This window comes from Kitasatospora sp. NPDC101176 (assembly GCF_044768035.1).
GTDB lineage: Bacteria > Actinomycetota > Actinomycetes > Streptomycetales > Streptomycetaceae > Kitasatospora.
Map to the genome: position 1 here is coordinate 190,389 of NZ_JBIWPA010000004.1, position 16,706 is coordinate 207,094.

Here is a 16,706-nt window from a genome sequence, read left to right on the forward strand (position 1 = left end):
GGAGCCACGGCTCCGTGCTCAGCCCGCCATCCGCCTACGAGTTGGAGGAGAAGCACCGTGTCTTACCCGCAAGAACCACCGCCGGCCACAGCAGTGACCAGCGCCTTCGCCCGCCGCACCGCCGTTGTCACCGGGGCCGCCGGTTTCATCGGCTCGCACCTGTGCGAGCGCCTGCTGGACCTGGGCGCGGAAGTGGTCGGCGTCGACAATCTGCTGACCGGCCGCCTCGACAACCTGTCGGGCCTGCGCTCGGCCAGCGGCTTCCGTTTCCAGACCGACGACGTGACCCGTCCGTTCGCCGTGGCCGGGCCGGTGGACTTCGTCTTCCACCTGGCCTCGCCCGCGTCGCCGCTCGACTACGCCCGTCACCCGCTGGCCACCCTGAAGGTCGGCGCGATGGGCACGCTCAACGCCCTGGAGCTGGCCGAGGCCAAGCGCGCCCGGTTCCTGCTTGCGTCGACCTCCGAGGTGTACGGCGACCCGCTCGTGCACCCGCAGCCCGAGCGGTACTGGGGCAACGTGAATCCGGTGGGCCCTCGGAGTGTGTACGACGAGGCCAAGCGGTACGCCGAGGCTCTGACCTCGTGCTTCCAGCGCTCCGGCAGTGCCCGGACCCGCATCGTGCGGATCTTCAATACCTACGGGCCGAGGATGCGCGCCGATGACGGCCGCGCGGTGCCCGCCTTCATCCAGCAGGCGCTGGCGGGCCAGCCGATCACCGTGGCCGGCGACGGCAGCCAGACCCGCTCCCTGTGCTTCGTGGCCGACACCGTCGAGGGACTCCTCGCCACCGCCACGGCGGACCACACCGACCCGGTGAACCTGGGCAACCCGCACGAGATCACCATGCTCCAGCTCGCCGAGGAGATCCGGGCGCTGGCCGGTTCCTCGTCCGCGATCACCTTCGTCCCGCTGCCCGCCGACGACCCGAAGCGCCGCTGCCCCGACATCACCTCGGCCCGCGCCCACCTCGGCTGGGAGCCCATCACCCACCTGCGCGACGGCCTGCGCCGGACCCTCGACTGGGCCGAGCGGCACTTCCCCCGCCAGGCCACCGCCACCACCGGAAGGAGCGACTCGTGAACACCGCTTCCCACCCGCTGCCCGCGCTCGTCTGCGGGGTCGACAATGGGTACGCCCGCCCGCTGCGGACGCTGATGCACTCGATCGCCGCCGCCCACCCGGGCAGCGTCGACGAACTCCGCCTGATCGTCCTCGACCAGCAGATCAACGACGCCAACCGCCAGGCGATCCTGCGGGACGCCGACCGCATGGGCCTGCGGACCGAGCTGCGGCCGGCGCCCATGACCGACCCGCGCTACCCCGTTTCCGACTGGGTGAGCGGCGCGGTGTACGTGCGCCTGGCCATCCCGGAGGTCATCCCCGACGAACGCCGGGTGCTCTACCTGGACGCCGACACCCTGGTGCTCGGGGACCTGCGCCCGCTGCTGCGGCAGTCCCTCGACGGGCGCCCGATCGGCGCGGTGCGAGACCCGCAGAACCCGGTCATCGGCCGCGGCATCCAGCTGCCCGGCTGGGAGAAGCTCGGTGTCCCGTACGGCAGGGACTACTTCAACAGCGGCGTCATGCTCATCGACCTCGACCGCTGCCAGCGGCTCGGCGTCTTCGAGCGGTCCAGGCAGTTCCTGTCCGAGCACCCGGACAAGGTCCGGTTCTGGGACCAGGACGCGTTGAACTGGGCCGTCGACGACAACTGGCACCGGCTGGAAAGGCGTTGGAACACCTTCGCCATGTCCCCGCAGGCCGCCCAGCCCGGGTTCATCCACTACGCCGAGGCGGACAGCCCGCTCACCCAGCTCCTGGACGACGAGGCAACCGCCGCCCTGGTGCACTTCGCCGGCCCCGACAAGCCCTGGCAGGACAGCTACCCGGAAGGCCAGCTCCGAGACACTTACCGGCTGTTCCACGACTACGTCGGCTCGGGAGGCGCCGAGTGAAGGGCCGAAAGCCGTTCTGGCGGCGGCCGTCCTGGTGGGTCGCCGCCGCCGTGGCCGCGCGCAACATGAACGGGCTGCGACAGGTCCGCCAGACGCTGGCCCGGGTCGACCAGCCGGCCCCGCTCTCGGCGGTGGAGCCGATGGTGCTGCACGTCGTCATCCCGGTGCTGCGCGAGCAGCAGCACATCGCTGGTGCGCTGACGTGGTTCGTGCCGTTCCTGCGCGACTTCCCGGGTTCGACGCTGACCCTGGTGTCCACGGCGCGCGAGGGGCGCGAACGCGAACACCTCGTCGACCGGCTCGCCGGGGCAACGGCGACCGACCTCACGGTTCAGCGCTTCCCGCAGCTGACCGACGACGAACTGGCCGCCCTCGCCGAAGCCCTGGCCAAGACCGGCGAACGTACGCTCACCTTGGCGACGGCCGCCGAGGTCTTGTCGACCTTCCCCACGACGGCGGACGTCATCGCGAGCGAGATCGCGCGCCTCCGGGAGCCGGTGGTCCGGCACGTCCACTACGAGGGCTACGGGCGGAAGGCCTCGCAGGTGAACGCCGTCGTCGAACAGCTCGCGGCCGACTCCGCGGACGAGTACGTCGCCGTCTACGACGTGGATTCCCGCCCCAGCCCGGAGCTGCTGCAACGCACCGCCGAGTTCCTGGCCCGCCACCGGGCCAAGCACGGCGAACTGCCCCGCGTCGTCCAGCAGTCCGCCCGCTTCACCGCCCAGGGCGCCGCCAACACCGAGTGGGAGCGGGCCCTGTGCCGAGGCGCCGCCCGAGCACAGACGCTGTGGACCCTCCGCCGCGAAATCCCCAACCTCCGCCGGTACGCCGACTCCGCCCGCCGAGCAAGGGGCGGGCGGGGCCTCGCCCAGACCGTCGGCCACGGCCTGCTCATCCGCACCGACGTCATCCGGCAGATCGGCGGGCTGCCCACCTTCACCGTCCTCGACGACGTCGCCTTCGGCTACCGGCTCACCCTGAGCGGCATCCCGGTCGACAGCCTCCCCTTCACCACCACCGTGCCGGCGGCCGAGTACCTGCCGGAGCTGCTGTCCCAGAGCGAGCGCTGGTTCCAGAGCTACCTCGACTACCCGCAGTGCGCCGCCCGTTGGCACGCCCAGGGTCATGGCAGCCGCCTCGACCACGTAGCGGCGCTCACCATCGGCGCCTACCGGGGGATGGCCTGGCTGCTGGTCTCGCCCGCGACGGCAGCCTGCCTGGTCCTGGCGCTCGGACCGCGCACGCGCCCACAGGTACGGGCAGCGGCCACGGCCGCGCTCTGGGCCGCCACCGTCGCACCGGTCCGCCTACTCGCCGAGGCCGAAGGCCGTCCGCTGGCCATACGGGAGACCGCCACGCAGAGCGCGGAAACCCTGGCCGGACTGCTACTCAAGAGCATCGGCCCGATGGCCGCTCTCGGCCGCTGGGCCGCGACCGGCACCAGGCACTCGGCGCTCGCCCCCAAGAGCAACCGCCGCACGGACCAGCCCGCCACCACGGACAGGGAGACACCGTGATCCTCGGTATCGAGGGGGTCAGCTGCGTCGGCAAGACCACGCTGGCCGCCATGCTCGCCCCTCAGCTCGACCAGCCCGCCGTCATCCCCTGCTACTTCCACGCCAGCCCCGACCCCACCCGGCTGCCGGCCCCGGAGCCCTTCACCGCGGACCACCAACTGGCCAACATCGCCCAGTTCCTGGAAGTCGAAGACCTCCGGCTCACCCAGGCCAGGCAGGCCCTCGCCGACTGCCGGGACGTGATCCTCGACCGCACCGTGGACACCCTCCTCGCCCACGCGCACGCCGTCGGCCGGATGAACGGCTTCGACTGCGACGACCAGGCCCAACACACGGTCACCAGCAGGGCCGTGGCGATGCCCGATCTGACGGTCGTGCTCACCGCCGACCCGGACGTGCTCGCCCGCCGGGCCCGCCTGCGTAAGGGCATGCCGACGATCTTCTACGACCGCCACTTCAGCGAGCACTTCAACGCCTACTTCGACCACCCGCTTGCCCCAGCCGTCGTCCGACTCGACACCACCACCGGCTCACCCGAGGAACTCGCCGCACGCGCCCTCGACCACATCAGCCGCCACCAGGCCGGCGAACACCCACTCCAGGAGGCATCGTGAAGGCCGCACTGATCGGCTGCGGCGCCATCGCCAGCCGCTGGGTCCGATCCCTGCTCGCGGACGGCCGCATCGAGATCGCCGCGCTCGTCGACCCCGACCAGCAGGCGGCGCGGGCTCTCGCGGACCGGTACGAGCTGAGCCCCACGTTCGCCACGACGCTCGACGAGGCGCTCGCGCTGGCCCCGGTCGACGTCGTCGTCAACCTCACCCCGCCCGACCACCACTACCACGTCAGCCGCGAGACCCTCACCCACGGCCTCCACGTCCTGACCGAGAAGCCCCTGGCCCTGAACCTGCCCGACGCCCTCGACCTCGTCCACCTCGCCCGCGAGCGCGGCCTGCTGCTTGCCGTCATGCAGAACCGCGGCGCCGACTCAGGCTTCCTCGCCTTCCGCGACACGGTCCGCCTCGGCGGCCAGCCACCCTTCGCCGTCACAGCCGACACCCTCGTCACCCTGCCCGGCCCCGGCTTCCGCAGCAACCAGCACCTCCCCGTCACCACCGACCTCGCGGTGCACGCCTTCGACCAGGTCCGCGCCCTGATCACCGCACCACCGACCGAGGTCACCTGCACCGAGACGCCGACTGGCTTCGTCGCCCCGCACAGCTCGATCGCCACGATCACCGTGCGGTTCGCCGACGGCTCCCTGTTCACCTACCGGGGCGGCTACATCGTCGACCCGCTCCTGCGAACCGACGCCAACGGCGACTGGCGCGTGGAGGCCCGAGGCTTCGCCGCGCGCTGGGCCCCGGACCCCGCCTACAAGCACAAGACAGCCGAGGCCGGACCGCCGGCCTACCAGCGGTGCATCACCGCCATGGTGGACGCCCTCAACCAGCCCGGCACCATGCCCGTCCCCGCCGCCGGCAACCTCGGCTCCATCGCCCTGCTGGACGCCGCCCTCCAGTCCGCCGCCAGCCGCCGCTCCATCCCGGTGCCGGAGGTGCCCGATGTCCACCCGTGACGCCGTGATCGACCGCCCGCACCCGCTGCTGCTCGACGCACTCACCGCAGCGGGCTTCGACGCCACCCACGCGCGCTTCACGCCCCTGCGGTCCGGGACGGACAGCCTCCCCTTCGCGGCCACCACTCGCGATGGCGACGAACTGGTCGTCAAGGTCCGCCTCGCGGGCAGCCGCTCGCGCTACCCGACTGCCGCCTGGGCCTCGGCCCGGATGCGAGAAGCGGGAATCCCCGCCGCCCACGTCCTCTGGTACAGCCGAGAGGTGTGCGTCGAGACCCGTTGCCCAGGCCAGCCGATCGAAGCAGAGCCCCCACGGCCGCAGGACCTGCACGCCGCCGCCCGAGCCGGCGAAGTCCTCCGCCGCCTGCACACCGTCGAGGTCAGCAGCTTCGGCCAGCTCGACGGGCACGGCATCGGCCAACACTCCACCATCCAGGGCTGGTTCCTCGCCCTACCCACCCGCCACGTCCCCAGCCTCGACGGCCTCGACCTGCCCGAACTGCTGAACCACACCCGCCTCATCCTCGAAGCCGGAGCCGACCGTCTCCCGGCGATGGCGCCCAAGCTCCTGCACGGCGACTGGGTCGGACGCCACCTCTTCACCGACAGCCGCCACATCACCGGAGTCGTCGACCTGGAGAGCGTCCGCGGCGGCGACCCGCTGGCCGAACTCGCCGGCTGGTCCCTGCGCGAGCCCGCCCCGATGACCGAGGCCCTCCTCGCCGGCTACTTCGACGGCCCGTTCCCCGCCAAGAGCCTGCTGCCGCTCGTCCTGTTCCGCCTGCGCATCGCGGTCTCGCTCCTGCACTTCCACGTCTCCTGCGACGACCAGGACATGGTCCGGCTCCGGGCCGCCCAGATCCAGGCCGACCTCGACGACCTCGACCACGGCCACCTCACCGCCGTCCCCCACATCGCCCCCGACCCGCACTCCTCCGGACGGCGCCGCCCGTAGGCAGCCCCGCCCCCGACTGGAAGGACGCCATGAACAACCCCAAGGTCACCCTCCCGTTCCCCCGCGAGCCCAAGTACGGGCAGGCCGAGAAGGACGCCGTCCTCAAGCTCCTCGACGACGGGCACCTCTCCGAGATCAACCGCGGCCCGGCCGCCAACGCCCTCGAAGCCGCCTTCTCCCGCCTCACCGGCACCCGGCACGCGCTCTCGTTCAACTCCGGCACGGCCTCCCTGCACGCAGCACTCCACGCGGTCGGAGCCAACTCCGAAGCCGGCGTCGCCGTCTCCCCGATGACCTGGATCTCCGCCATCACCGCCGTCTTCCAGGCCGGCAGCTACCCCGTCTTCTGCGACATCGAGCCGGACAGCCCCAACATCGCCGCCACTGCGGTCGCCCAGGTCGCCGACGAATGCTCCGCCGTCCTCGCCACCCATACCTGGGGCATCCCCGCCCGCATGGACCAGCTCGCCAAAGCCACCGACCTGCCGATCGTCGAGGACTGCTCGCACGCCCACGGAGCCCTCTACCAGGGCCGGGCCGTCGGCTCCTGGGGCGCCGCCGGGTGCTTCAGCCTCCAGGAATCCAAGTCCGTCTCCGGCGGCGAAGGAGGCGTTCTCACCACCTCCGACCGGGAGCTCTACGAGCGAGCCCTCACCCTCGGCCACCACCCCGCCCGGCTGGCCGACGAACTCACCCTCCCCGAACTGAAGCCGCTCGCCAGCACCGGGGCCGCCTACAAGTACCGGATGCCCGCCCTCTCCGCCGTCATCGCCCGCCAGCAGCTACGCTCGCTGCCGGACCGGATGTTGGCTGCCGAACAGAACCTGGCCACCCTTCGCCAGGCCTTGGAGGAGTATGACGCGCCGGTCGCCTGGCCGGAGATCGGCGAGCTCTCCGTCCGCGGCTGGTACGGCACCCCGCTGACGATCAACGTCCGCGTGCCCGACCCGAAGATGCTCCACGAGAAGTGCCGGGCCGCCGGCATCCCCGTCCGCTCCCAGTATGAGGACTGGACGCAGACCCCGCTGCTGCAACGCCTCGACCTGGCCGCCCGCTACTGGCCCCACCTCGCCGACAGCCCCTACCAGCCGCCGATCAAGGACACGCTGCCGAACTACTACAAGGCCCTGCGCCAGATGATCGTCCTCAAGGTGCCGCAGATCCCCGCTCCCGACTACATGGAGCAGGTGGCCGAGGCCCTCGCCACCGTCCTGTCCCGCACGCTGCTCACGGCATAGCCGCGAACGCCTCCTGCACATCCCCGCGCCGCTCCGTCCACCAGGCCAGGAAACGCTCGGCGGGGAGGAACAGGTGATCGCACGAGTGATCGTCACGGTCGTAATGGAAGACCAGCTGCCAGTAGTCCGACATGCGCTTCCACCACAGCCGCTCCACCGCGTCCGCCAGCGCTGGCACCGGGATCGGCACCACCGACCGGTAGCCGGCCACGAACGCGGCCGTCCGCTCCAGATAGAGGAAGCCGTCCTCACCGCCGAACTGCACCGTGGCGGTGCGGGCGACCTCCTCGCCGAACGGACGGACCCGGATCCGGTCCCAGTCGATCACCCCGACGATCTCGCTGTCCCGCCACAGCACGTTCCGGTGCTGCACATCACCGTGCGTCCATCCCACCGGACCGACCGCCACCTCGTCGGCCGGGCGCTCGTGCCCGTACTTCTCCAACAACACCTTGCGCTCAGCCAGCGCTGTGGCGGCCTCGACGTCGAACGCCGTCTGGCTCTCCAGAGCTGAGATCAACGCCAGGAACCGATCCGCCTCACCGCGAGCCGCAGCGGGCGTGGTCACCGAGACGGTCACCTGCTCCGGCCCCGGCGGCAGCAGGCCGGCCAGCCGCTCACCGTTCAAGCTTCGATGGATCCGACCGAGGAGAACGCCGAGGTCACGGGCCTGCCCGATCGAGAGTGCCGTACCCGGTAGATGGTTCCCCTCCATCCATGGAAGCAGGCAGTACCCGCGGTCGGCGACCTCGACCACCGCGTCCCCAGCCGAGGAGACCCTCGCCCTGCCCACCGGCAGACCGTCGTCGGCCAGCTCCGCCAGCGCAGCCAGGTTCCGGCGGGCCAGCGACAGCGGCACATCCATGATCCGCTTCAATGCGAACGAGCCCTCGGCCGTATCCAGCCGCCAGTTCCCGTTCATCAAGCCGTCCGACAGGAAACGGCACTCCCGAACCTCACCCAGCCCGAAAGCCTCGCCGAGAACTGCCAGGTCCTCTGCGATCTCGCTGTACCGCGCGCCGCTCGGGGCGTAGTGAGTCGCTTCCATCACCCCAAACAGGCTAGCGGAGCAGGGGAACCGATGCGGTTGGTTCGAGAGGTTTCCCAGCGGACTTTATTGCAGGTCCGACAAGGTTGGTCGGGCTGTTCTGCGCGGGCCGGAGGATACCTGACTGGTCGGACATGCCCTGAATGCTTGGTGGCCGAGTACAGCGCTGGGTGCGTACGATGGCCCAGCGGCCGACATGAAGAACTGTGCCACATCAAACAATCATGCCGATGGGGAGACAGGGTCGCGCAGGTACGAAAAACGACGAAGGCCCCGCGTCTGCCGGCAAGCAAAGCCGCGAGGCCTCCGTGCTAGTACCGCTTCTCGGAGCCGGTCATCCCATGTGGTGGCCGGCTCCGATGCTGAGCAGGCTCAACAACGTCTTGGCCACCTGGAAGGCCGCTCGGCCCTCGGGAGTCTCCAACCAGGTCCCGGTTGCAACGAGTGCGCGACGGGTCCTGTCCGCGAAGCGGGTGGTGCGTGCCGGGGCCCCCTTGCGGGAGCCTGGCTGGTTGGGCATCAGTTCTTCTCCTTGCTGGCCCACGGCCATTCAGAACAGCTGGCGGGCATGCCGCAGCCGTCGACGGTCGAGACCGTCGCCAGGGGAGAAGTACTGCGGTGATAACCCTACTGGGAGTTCCGCCAAAGGCAGGTGTGCTGCCCGCGCGGCATCGGTCATGAGGGTTAATCGGCAGGCGGCAGAACCGTGCGACATCAGGTCAGCGATGACTCGTCGCTGCAGGTAGAAGTGTGTTGAGGGGGCGAGCAGTCAGAGTTCGCCATTAAGGTCATGCTGGCATGGAGCATGCCCACCCGATCACCGCCCGCTCCTGCGCACATCTCGATTGCGGTGTATCGAACTGCTCATCTGGTCCACAAGCAAGCACAGGTCTCCCACTGCCTGCCCAGCGGCGGACGCCTCACCGCTGCCAGGGACTTGGTCATGAACTCGGCCTAGTTTCTGGAGTCCGGCTTGGAGGGCGGACCCCCGACCTACCTGTCGATCTACGGCACCTTGTTCCACGTCGGGTCGATGGTCTCCGTGAGGATCGAGGGCCGGAGCACGGTACGAGACCTCGTCGCGGTGGCCGCCCACTGGATCTCAACCGCAGTAGAACTCGGCGACCTCCAGATCGCCGTCGACCAAGGGCCGCACGTGGACTCCTCGACCCTGTCGCTCGAACGCCGAGTGCGGCACTCACTCGAAGTCGTCCGCGCCTACAGCGCACAGGACCGCATGGACGAGGCCCTCGCCCTCGTCCTGGACGCCGAGGAACTGGCCCTCGAGTAAGTCCGCTACCACTTCGTCCCCGGCACCTGTTGACCAACTGGGTCCGCCAACAGCGTGGCAAACTCGGTTACTTGCTGGCAGGCGTCGTGCAGCGGCTCCAGATCGTCGCGTGACTGGGCTGGGCGGCTACAGTCGTCGCCATGAGCGACTCCCAGCCCCCCGAGGTGGTGGCCCAGCCCCGCACCGCCGCCGGCGTGCTCTTCTTTGACGAGGACGACCGCGTCCTCCTGGTGAAGCCGACGTACAAGCCGGGCTGGGAGATCCCCGGTGGCTACCTGCACGCCGGGGAGACCCCGAGCGAGGGCGCGGCCCGGGAGGTCAAGGAGGAGCTCGGCATCACCCCGCCGATCGGCCGACTGCTCGTTGCCGACTGGGCACCCCACCCCACCGAGGGCGACAAGCTCCTCTTCGTATTCGACGGCGACGTCCTTTCCGCCGACGAGCTCGACAACATCACCGTCGACCAGGTGGAGATCGGCGAGTACGCCTTCCACACCACCGCCCAGCTCGCCGCACTCCTCATCCCGCGCCTCGCCCGCCGCGTCCACGCCGCCTGCGCGGCCAGGACTCAGTCCGGGACCGTCTACCTGGAGCACGGAGCTACCTGCACCTAGAGCCTATCCATGTCCAGGCTTATTCGAGCTGGCGAACAAATGGACAGAGTCCAGTCGGATCTTGCCGATGGCGATCCCTTTGGACCACGCCACCGGTATTGTCAGGGTGTCTTTCGGAATGGCATTTGTGTGAGGGATGAATGACAACGCGCTCTCCAGGGACCTCAATCGGACGCTCACTTGGCGTGCTTGAACAGTGCGTGGTTGACCGCGGACACGACATATCTCCAGTCCTGAAGCACCTTCAGAGTGTGGGACTCCCGGAGCCGTCTGGCGCTGTCAGGCGTGCGTTGGCCGTCGCGCTCACCCACATCTCCTTTGTCTACGAGCACCGGGATCTCCTGCCGGGGGTGACACGAGGGCTGCTGGACACCCTGGCCACACTTGGAGACGCTTACGCAAGGCGGCTCGGTGCAGTCCGGGCTTACCAGCAACTGCCCTCGCTGACAGCTGGTGCACTGAGCAAGCACGCCAGCAACATCACCCCCCAACTCGCCGAATGGGCCGTCAGCCAGCCGTGGTTGCTCCCATCATGCCGGGTCAGTGTCGGCCTCCTCGGGAAGCCATTGCCATTGAGCGTCGCGGGCGGCTTGTTCCGCCAGCTGATCGGTGTGCTGTGTCTCCTTGATGAACAGGAAGTGGCCGAGCGGCTCCTTCACGAGTTGGCTGGCAACGTGGCGAAATCCGAGGTGCTCGCGGACCCGAGGACTACGCTCGACGCTCTCCTCCACCGCAGCACTAAGGAGAGAGCCAGATACGAGATCAGCAACGAAGGCCCTGATCACGCCCCGGTCTTCACAGCCGTCTCGACGGATAGGCTGGGTCGACTGGGAACCGGACAGGGCAGTAACAGGAAGACAGCGGCCCGCAACGCGGCGCTGGACTTCCTCGCCAAGCACATGCCCCACGCACTAAAGGACGCCTCGACCAAGTCGGGCCCCCGACAGACGCTCGGAGAGATCCCTGGCCCCGAAGGGCACAGTGCAGCCGTCCGGCGGCTCCAGGACATCTTCTCCCTGCCTCCTGTAGCTCGTCCGCTACTGGGCCAGGCCCTGGTCCACGCCTCTTGGGCCTACGAGCAGCGCAGGCTGCTGGCACCGCTCCACCAGCAGGACAACCAAGCACTCGGATTCTTGGGATCCCAAGTCCTCAACTTCGAATACCTCGTTGTCCGGGCCCAGAAAGCGGTTCTCTCTCCACCCGAATCAGTCATCACCAGCTCTGTTCCCAACGCAGTGTACGACTCTGCACTGCGCCAGACCGGGCTGGCACCGGCCCTTCTGCTGGGCGTTGGGCAGGCCAACCACGGAATCCCCGTTGAGGTGGGCTCAAACGCCTTCCAAGCTGTAATCGGCGCCGTCTACGTCGCTAAGAATTTCCCACCATCCCTCGCTCATGACTGGCCCCTATCCTGGAGTCCGCTGTGGCGGACGATCATGCCCGATGCCGAGCACGAGCCCTCAACTGTGCTCGGCATTCTCGCCAGCAGCATGCAGCTTCAAGTCGACTACACCTTTCGCGAGTACGGGCCAGACCATCTGAAGCAACGCCGCGCCACAGCCGTGCTAACAAGCTCCCTATTGCCTGCCAGGGTCAGTGCGCGGGAAGGCACCGCAGCCCCATCGAAGACAGCCGCGCGGCGCAATGCCAGCGAGGTTGTCCTGGGTGTCTTGGAGAATCTCGCTGATCGCCGGCCAGCTGGAGCCATGGCGTCCACGCCTGCACGCGACCAGTCAGTAGCTCGCTTCCTCTTGGCCCACCAGGCGGCAGCACTCACGAGGACCACCGTTCCTCTTCAACGGTGGATCACTGGGCGTCTGTTCGGCCTCCAGTGGGCAGCATCCGCCGAAGCGCTTCTCGGGTGGGCCACCGAAGCTGACCAGCTCATGACCCGCGCAGTGAGCTTCGACGAGCGGGGCGACCGGTTCGAGAAGGCGTTTCGTGCCGCTCGCGACGCCGAACTGGCAGACGACCAGGCCCGAAGTATCGATGTCGAGCTCTCGCAAGTCGTCGAATACATAGAGCGACTCGAGGAGCCCGAGTCCCTCACCCGCGAGGACCTGGACCGACTGGTTCGGCTATGCGACATCTATCGCTGTATGGGCACCGATGACCCCGGTGTCAGCGTTCCAGAACTCGTCGACGACTGGGTACTCCTGCACCGTGGACGCCTCGACGTCCACATCGGAGCAGGCGCACCCGATTCCCAACTCACTGGCCGCGAACGGGCCGTCCTCGATGCGCTCGCTAGCATTCTGGTAAAGACGTCCGGCAAGGCCAGCATCGAGTTGCTTAGTCACGCGCCCCTGAGATTCAAGTTCACCGCCGCCCTCGACGACTCGCAACAGGTGACAGTCAGCCAAACCTGTGCTCTCTGGGCCGGTGTGACCAGGACTATAGCCCTCAGGCCCTTCGAACTTGGCATCGAGGCGACAGTCACTAGGGCACACATCCCGACAGCCCCTGGACCCATCGCTCGCGCTGCGCTTGCCATCCTCCAACCCAGATCCGAGCCGTACCGCGCCACCGTCGCGGACCTTCTCCATGACCTGAAGAACCAGGTCACCGCCGCGCGCACGGCTGCCTCCGCGCCTGCCACCACGCGTACTGTGCTCCGAGAACAACAATTGGCGGCCAGCCGGCACCTCGACCAAGCCCAAGCACTCGCAGTCCGGCTCAAGTCCTCCGCCTCCATGCTCGGCCACGACGACGAGTTGAGCAGCGAACTGGGATCCTTCCTCCGCTCGTACGCTGCAGCCCTACTTCCCCGGCTCCCCCGAACGATCTCGCTGTCAGTCCCAGACGCCCGGAACCTGGCACACATCGCACTGGGAGAGCGAACCCTCCGTGCGATCCTGGACAACCTGGTCGGGAACGCGATAGAGGCCATGCACCACGGTGGTGCGATGACGCTTGACTGGACTGCAGACGACAACGAAGCCGTTGTCGAAGTCTCTGACTCCGGCCCGGGCCTCCCACCCGATGTTCTCGCAGCCCTCGGATCTGGCGACCGAATCCGCAGCACCAAACCCGGAGGAAACGGTCTCGGCCTCCTCGGAGCGCGCTCGCTGCTTACACGCGCCGGCGGAGACCTTGCGGCTCTGCCCGTGGACTCCGGCACCACGTGGCTCATCACGCTCCCCATCGCGCCTATCCCAAACCTGGAGACCACGTGACCCATCCCCTCGCCGACATCCAGATCCTGGTAGCGGACGATCAGGCCGATGTCGCTAAAACCCTGTGCATCCCACTCCGGCGAGCCAAGGCACGGCTTACCTTCGTCGGCGACGGTCAGGCAGCCCTTAACGCTCTTGCCGCGCAGCCCTTCGACCTCATCCTTATTGACATGAAGATGCCCCCGGAAGAGTGGGGCGGCCTATGGCTACTGAGGCAGCTTCACGCCCAGGGCGCGCGCATCCCCACTCTTGTCCTATCCGGGGAGGGCGCCAAGCAACAAGTCAAGCAGGCCCTGCGACTCGGGGCCACCGACTGGATCGACAAGGACGACGCCGACCAGGAACTCCTTGACCGCGTAACCACTGTCCTCGCCAGCCACCACGAGCAATCCCTGATCACTGCTAGCGAGCAGTTTCCCACACCGATAGCCTCGCGCCTCGCCCGCTACATCCGGACCACCGACCCCGAGAAGCGACTCACGGAGGGACTCCACGCCCTGGAGTCAGTACTACGCTTCGCAGCCGTGGTTGGCCTCTCCAGTACGCCGCCGTTCGCCCTACCAGGAATCACCATCGATAAGCTCAGCGCGCCGGCCATGGGAACGTGGTTCAACGTCTGCACGGCACTCGCTGATGGTCCCGGTGCCAGCAGTAGTTTCCGGCGCCTTTTTTCCTGTGTCGCACCTGACTCCGCAGCACGACAGCACGTTCAAAACTTCATCCCTATCCGAAACGGGATCTTCCACGACAGCGCCGATCCACGCCCAGAAGATCTCATGCGCCTCGACGCGCACCTTCGCCGCATCGCGCACCGGATGATCTCGTGTGGCGTTGGCGAGTTGGCTGTCGCGAGATCGATGACATATGACGGAGAGATGTACGTGGTCGAGGTCCTCAACCTTCGTGGAACCGGAAAGCCCAGCCCGGACTCGATCCTCATTAGCACCCCTATAGTCAGCGGAACAGTGATGCTCGTCGACAAGGATGTTGAGCCCATCCTGCTGAGTCCTCTCATGACCACTGCAACGGCTGAGCCCTCCGGCACCGGCCAATGCCTCCAGTTCAACGGGTTCGTGCGAGGCAAGGGTAAGTCCGGCCCAACTTCAACCCTGAAGTTTGCCCGCACCAACGTCACCGATGAGCACGACTCCGCGTCCCACCCGTCTCTCACATGGCCAGCCGTTGCCGCGTGGACCGGCCACCCGTGAACCCGCGAAGTGACGATCCCCTGCCCATCCCGCCGAGGCGCTTTCCTGGCGGTCATCTACAGGCACATCCACAAGGTGGGTCAGGCCGAGTACGCGGGTGGCCGCCGTTCCGCCACCGTCGCGGTATGCGGAGGACGGCTACAGCATCAATGCTCCCAGGGAACCTGCCGAGTGGACTGAGCCGGCTCGTGCCAGATCCGTGCCAGAACGGGTGGTGAACGGCGGACAGCAGCGGTCTGCATCGGGTGCCCGACGGGCTGGTTGTGCTGGTATCGGTGCAGGTCAGGAGCGCTTTTTGGGCTGAAGGCCCAAAGATTCCCAAGCTTAGAGCGCGAGTTCGATTCTCGTCGCCCGCTCCATTGAGAAAGCCGCAGGTCAGGTGACCTGCGGCTTTTCTGTTGCCCCGGTGGGGTGTCGGCGGGGCCCCGTGCGGTGCCGGAGGGATCCCGCCGGGGTGTCGGCGGGGTCAGGGGGTGTCGAGGAAGGCGCGGACGGTCTTGGTGAAGGCCTCGGTCTCCTCGGCGAGGACGATGTGGCCGGTGTCGAACTCGGCGTACTCGCTGGTGGGTAGGGCCGCGTGGAGGCGGCGGGCGTTCCCGACCGGGACGGTGGCGTCCCGAGTGCAGCCGATCACCAGGGCGGGGGCCTCGACGCGGGGCAGCAGTGGGGTGAGGTCCAGGCTGAGGTCCAGGGCGATGTGGCGCAGGGTGCCGGGGGCCGGCCGCATGTAGGCGGTGTTGGCCTCGACGGCCTCGCGGCCGATGCGGTTGAGGAAGCCGCCGCTGAAGGCGGTGAGGGTGGCGTAGCCGCCGAAGGCGTCCGGGTGGTCGGCGAGCGACAGCCAGGTGGCCATGGACAGCCGCATGTACTCGTCCTGTTCGGCGCTGATCCAGCCGGCGGCGGCGACCAGGCGGCGGACCTGGTCGGGGCGCAGGGCGGCCGCCGCGGTGGCGACGACGGCGCCGAGGGAGAAGCCGAAGACGTCGGCGGGGCCGCGGCCGGCGTCGTCGATGACGGCGTTGACCTGGGCGGCGAGGGTCTCCAGGGTGAGCTCGCCGCCGTCGTCCTCGGCGGCCTCGCTGCCGGAGAGGTCGGGCAGCAGCACGGTGTAGCGGTCGGTGAAGGCGTCCAGCAGGCCGTCCCACATGCCCGAGCCGGGGCCGGTGCCGTGCACCAGGACGAGGGTGTCGGGGCCGTCGCCGACGACGCGGTAGGGGATGCGGGCGGTACCGACGGTGATGGTGGGCATGGCTGGGTCCTTTCGGGGTGGTCCTGGTGGGGACCGGCGGGCGGTTCGGCGCTGTCGGCCCGGTCCTGCCGGTCTCTGGCGACAAGAAGTAAACTACACGGTGCAGATCATTGATTCAACTGCACCGTGCAGTGCACTTTGCTGCGCGGCGATGCGGTGCCCCGGGGCGCGGCGGAGGGTGAGGGAATGGTGAGAGTGGAACTGTCCGTCCACGGTCACCGTCCAAGCAGTGATGGAATCCCAGCCCGGCCCGGAAGCCGGGAGGAGCGCGGAGGGTCCAGTGCAGTCAGGTGGTGCCGAACTGAACGTCGGATTACCGGTCGGGTGTCAGGACCGCGTGCCGGTCACGTCGCCCCTCGGGCCCCCCGTCAGGATGGCGACGATCGATCAACTCGACGCCGCGGAGCGCTGCGAGACGCTGCTCCAGGACACCCTGGACGCCGTCCGGCCGGCGCTGGTCTGGGAGCCGGCCGCGCCGAGGGCCGGAGCGCGGCTGCCGCTCCCGGGGCAGGACCCGGACCTGCACTGGTACGTCACCCGGGGGAGGGACGTCCGCACCGTCGTCTCGGCGGCCCGCCGGGCGGTGCTGGTGGACGTGGTGGAGCGGCACTGGCGCCGGCGCGGCTGGACGATCACCTCGCTGAACGCCGGGCGGGACCGCCCGGGCGTCACCGCCGTCACCTCGGACTGCTACCGGCTGGTGCTGCGCTTCGGCGAGTTGGGCGAGGTCGGGCTCACCGCGGGCTCGCCCGGGGTGCTCCGCTCGGAGCGGCTGCCGTCGCCGCCGCAGGCCGCCGGGCGTGCCCCGGTGCCGCTGCCGGACGTCTGCTGCCCGCACTGGAGCGCGATGTTCTGAGCGGGAGCCCGAAG

General features: G+C 68.7%; 15 protein-coding genes. 12 read left to right on the top strand and 3 right to left on the bottom strand.

Translation table 11 applies throughout. The features are described 5' to 3' along the window. Positions 1-57: 57 nt before the first annotated feature. The 7 genes from ACIRS1_RS08590 to ACIRS1_RS08620 are packed head-to-tail and all read left to right on the top strand — an operon-like array spanning position 58 to position 7,250. Positions 58-1,083, top strand: a complete 1,026-nt coding sequence (locus ACIRS1_RS08590) for a UDP-glucuronic acid decarboxylase family protein (RefSeq protein ID WP_402837939.1) — start codon at positions 58-60, stop codon at positions 1,081-1,083. Continuing rightward, complete coding sequence (locus ACIRS1_RS08595; RefSeq protein ID WP_402837940.1) at positions 1,080-1,958, top strand: glycosyltransferase family 8 protein; 879 nt, start codon at positions 1,080-1,082, stop codon at positions 1,956-1,958. The genes ACIRS1_RS08590 and ACIRS1_RS08595 overlap by 4 nt, the downstream gene beginning before the upstream one ends. After that, positions 1,955-3,478: a hypothetical protein gene (locus ACIRS1_RS08600; RefSeq protein ID WP_402837941.1), complete on the top strand. Its 1,524-nt coding sequence runs from the start codon at positions 1,955-1,957 to the stop codon at positions 3,476-3,478. Before ACIRS1_RS08595 ends, ACIRS1_RS08600 begins: the two co-directional genes overlap by 4 nt. Beyond that, positions 3,475-4,092, top strand: a complete 618-nt coding sequence (locus ACIRS1_RS08605; RefSeq protein ID WP_402837942.1) for a hypothetical protein — start codon at positions 3,475-3,477, stop codon at positions 4,090-4,092. Before ACIRS1_RS08600 ends, ACIRS1_RS08605 begins: the two co-directional genes overlap by 4 nt. Next, positions 4,089-5,057: a Gfo/Idh/MocA family protein gene (locus ACIRS1_RS08610; protein ID WP_402837944.1), complete on the top strand. Its 969-nt coding sequence runs from the start codon at positions 4,089-4,091 to the stop codon at positions 5,055-5,057. Before ACIRS1_RS08605 ends, ACIRS1_RS08610 begins: the two co-directional genes overlap by 4 nt. Continuing rightward, entirely contained in the window at positions 5,044-6,012 is a 969-nt protein-coding gene (locus ACIRS1_RS08615) for a phosphotransferase family protein (RefSeq protein WP_402837946.1), read from the top strand. Before ACIRS1_RS08610 ends, ACIRS1_RS08615 begins: the two co-directional genes overlap by 14 nt. 29 nt (positions 6,013-6,041) lie before the next feature. Further along, positions 6,042-7,250, top strand: coding sequence for a DegT/DnrJ/EryC1/StrS family aminotransferase (locus ACIRS1_RS08620; protein WP_402837948.1), 1,209 nt, complete (start codon positions 6,042-6,044; stop codon positions 7,248-7,250). Here ACIRS1_RS08620 and ACIRS1_RS08625 read toward each other — a convergent pair. Both ACIRS1_RS08625 and ACIRS1_RS08630 read right to left on the bottom strand, forming a co-directional pair. Continuing rightward, positions 7,240-8,298, bottom strand: coding sequence for a phosphotransferase (locus tag ACIRS1_RS08625; RefSeq protein ID WP_402838201.1), 1,059 nt, complete (start codon positions 8,296-8,298; stop codon positions 7,240-7,242). The genes ACIRS1_RS08620 and ACIRS1_RS08625 overlap by 11 nt on opposite strands. A gap of 334 nt (positions 8,299-8,632) precedes the next feature. Continuing rightward, on the bottom strand, positions 8,633-8,818 hold the full coding sequence (locus ACIRS1_RS08630; RefSeq protein WP_402837950.1) for a hypothetical protein: 186 nt from the start codon (positions 8,816-8,818) through the stop codon (positions 8,633-8,635). A gap of 453 nt (positions 8,819-9,271) precedes the next feature. Here ACIRS1_RS08630 and ACIRS1_RS08635 point away from each other — a divergent pair, with 453 nt between their 5' ends. From ACIRS1_RS08635 to ACIRS1_RS08650, 4 genes are all read left to right on the top strand, one after another. Beyond that, positions 9,272-9,589 (top strand): hypothetical protein, encoded by a 318-nt coding sequence (locus ACIRS1_RS08635; RefSeq protein ID WP_402837952.1) that lies wholly within the window; start codon positions 9,272-9,274, stop codon positions 9,587-9,589. 140 nt (positions 9,590-9,729) lie between these two features. After that, positions 9,730-10,203: an NUDIX domain-containing protein gene (locus tag ACIRS1_RS08640; RefSeq protein WP_402837954.1), complete on the top strand. Its 474-nt coding sequence runs from the start codon at positions 9,730-9,732 to the stop codon at positions 10,201-10,203. Positions 10,204-10,388: 185 nt separating this feature from the next. Further along, positions 10,389-13,379 (top strand): ATP-binding protein, encoded by a 2,991-nt coding sequence (locus ACIRS1_RS08645; protein WP_402837956.1) that lies wholly within the window; start codon positions 10,389-10,391, stop codon positions 13,377-13,379. Then, complete coding sequence (locus tag ACIRS1_RS08650) at positions 13,376-14,587, top strand: response regulator (RefSeq protein WP_402837958.1); 1,212 nt, start codon at positions 13,376-13,378, stop codon at positions 14,585-14,587. Before ACIRS1_RS08645 ends, ACIRS1_RS08650 begins: the two co-directional genes overlap by 4 nt. Before the next feature lie 466 nt (positions 14,588-15,053). Here the strand turns inward: ACIRS1_RS08650 and ACIRS1_RS08655 are convergent, their stop codons facing one another. Beyond that, positions 15,054-15,836, bottom strand: a complete 783-nt coding sequence (locus ACIRS1_RS08655) for an alpha/beta fold hydrolase (RefSeq protein WP_402837960.1) — start codon at positions 15,834-15,836, stop codon at positions 15,054-15,056. 373 nt (positions 15,837-16,209) lie between these two features. Here ACIRS1_RS08655 and ACIRS1_RS08660 point away from each other — a divergent pair, with 373 nt between their 5' ends. After that, positions 16,210-16,692, top strand: coding sequence for a hypothetical protein (locus tag ACIRS1_RS08660; RefSeq protein WP_402837962.1), 483 nt, complete (start codon positions 16,210-16,212; stop codon positions 16,690-16,692). Positions 16,693-16,706: the final 14 nt, after the last annotated feature.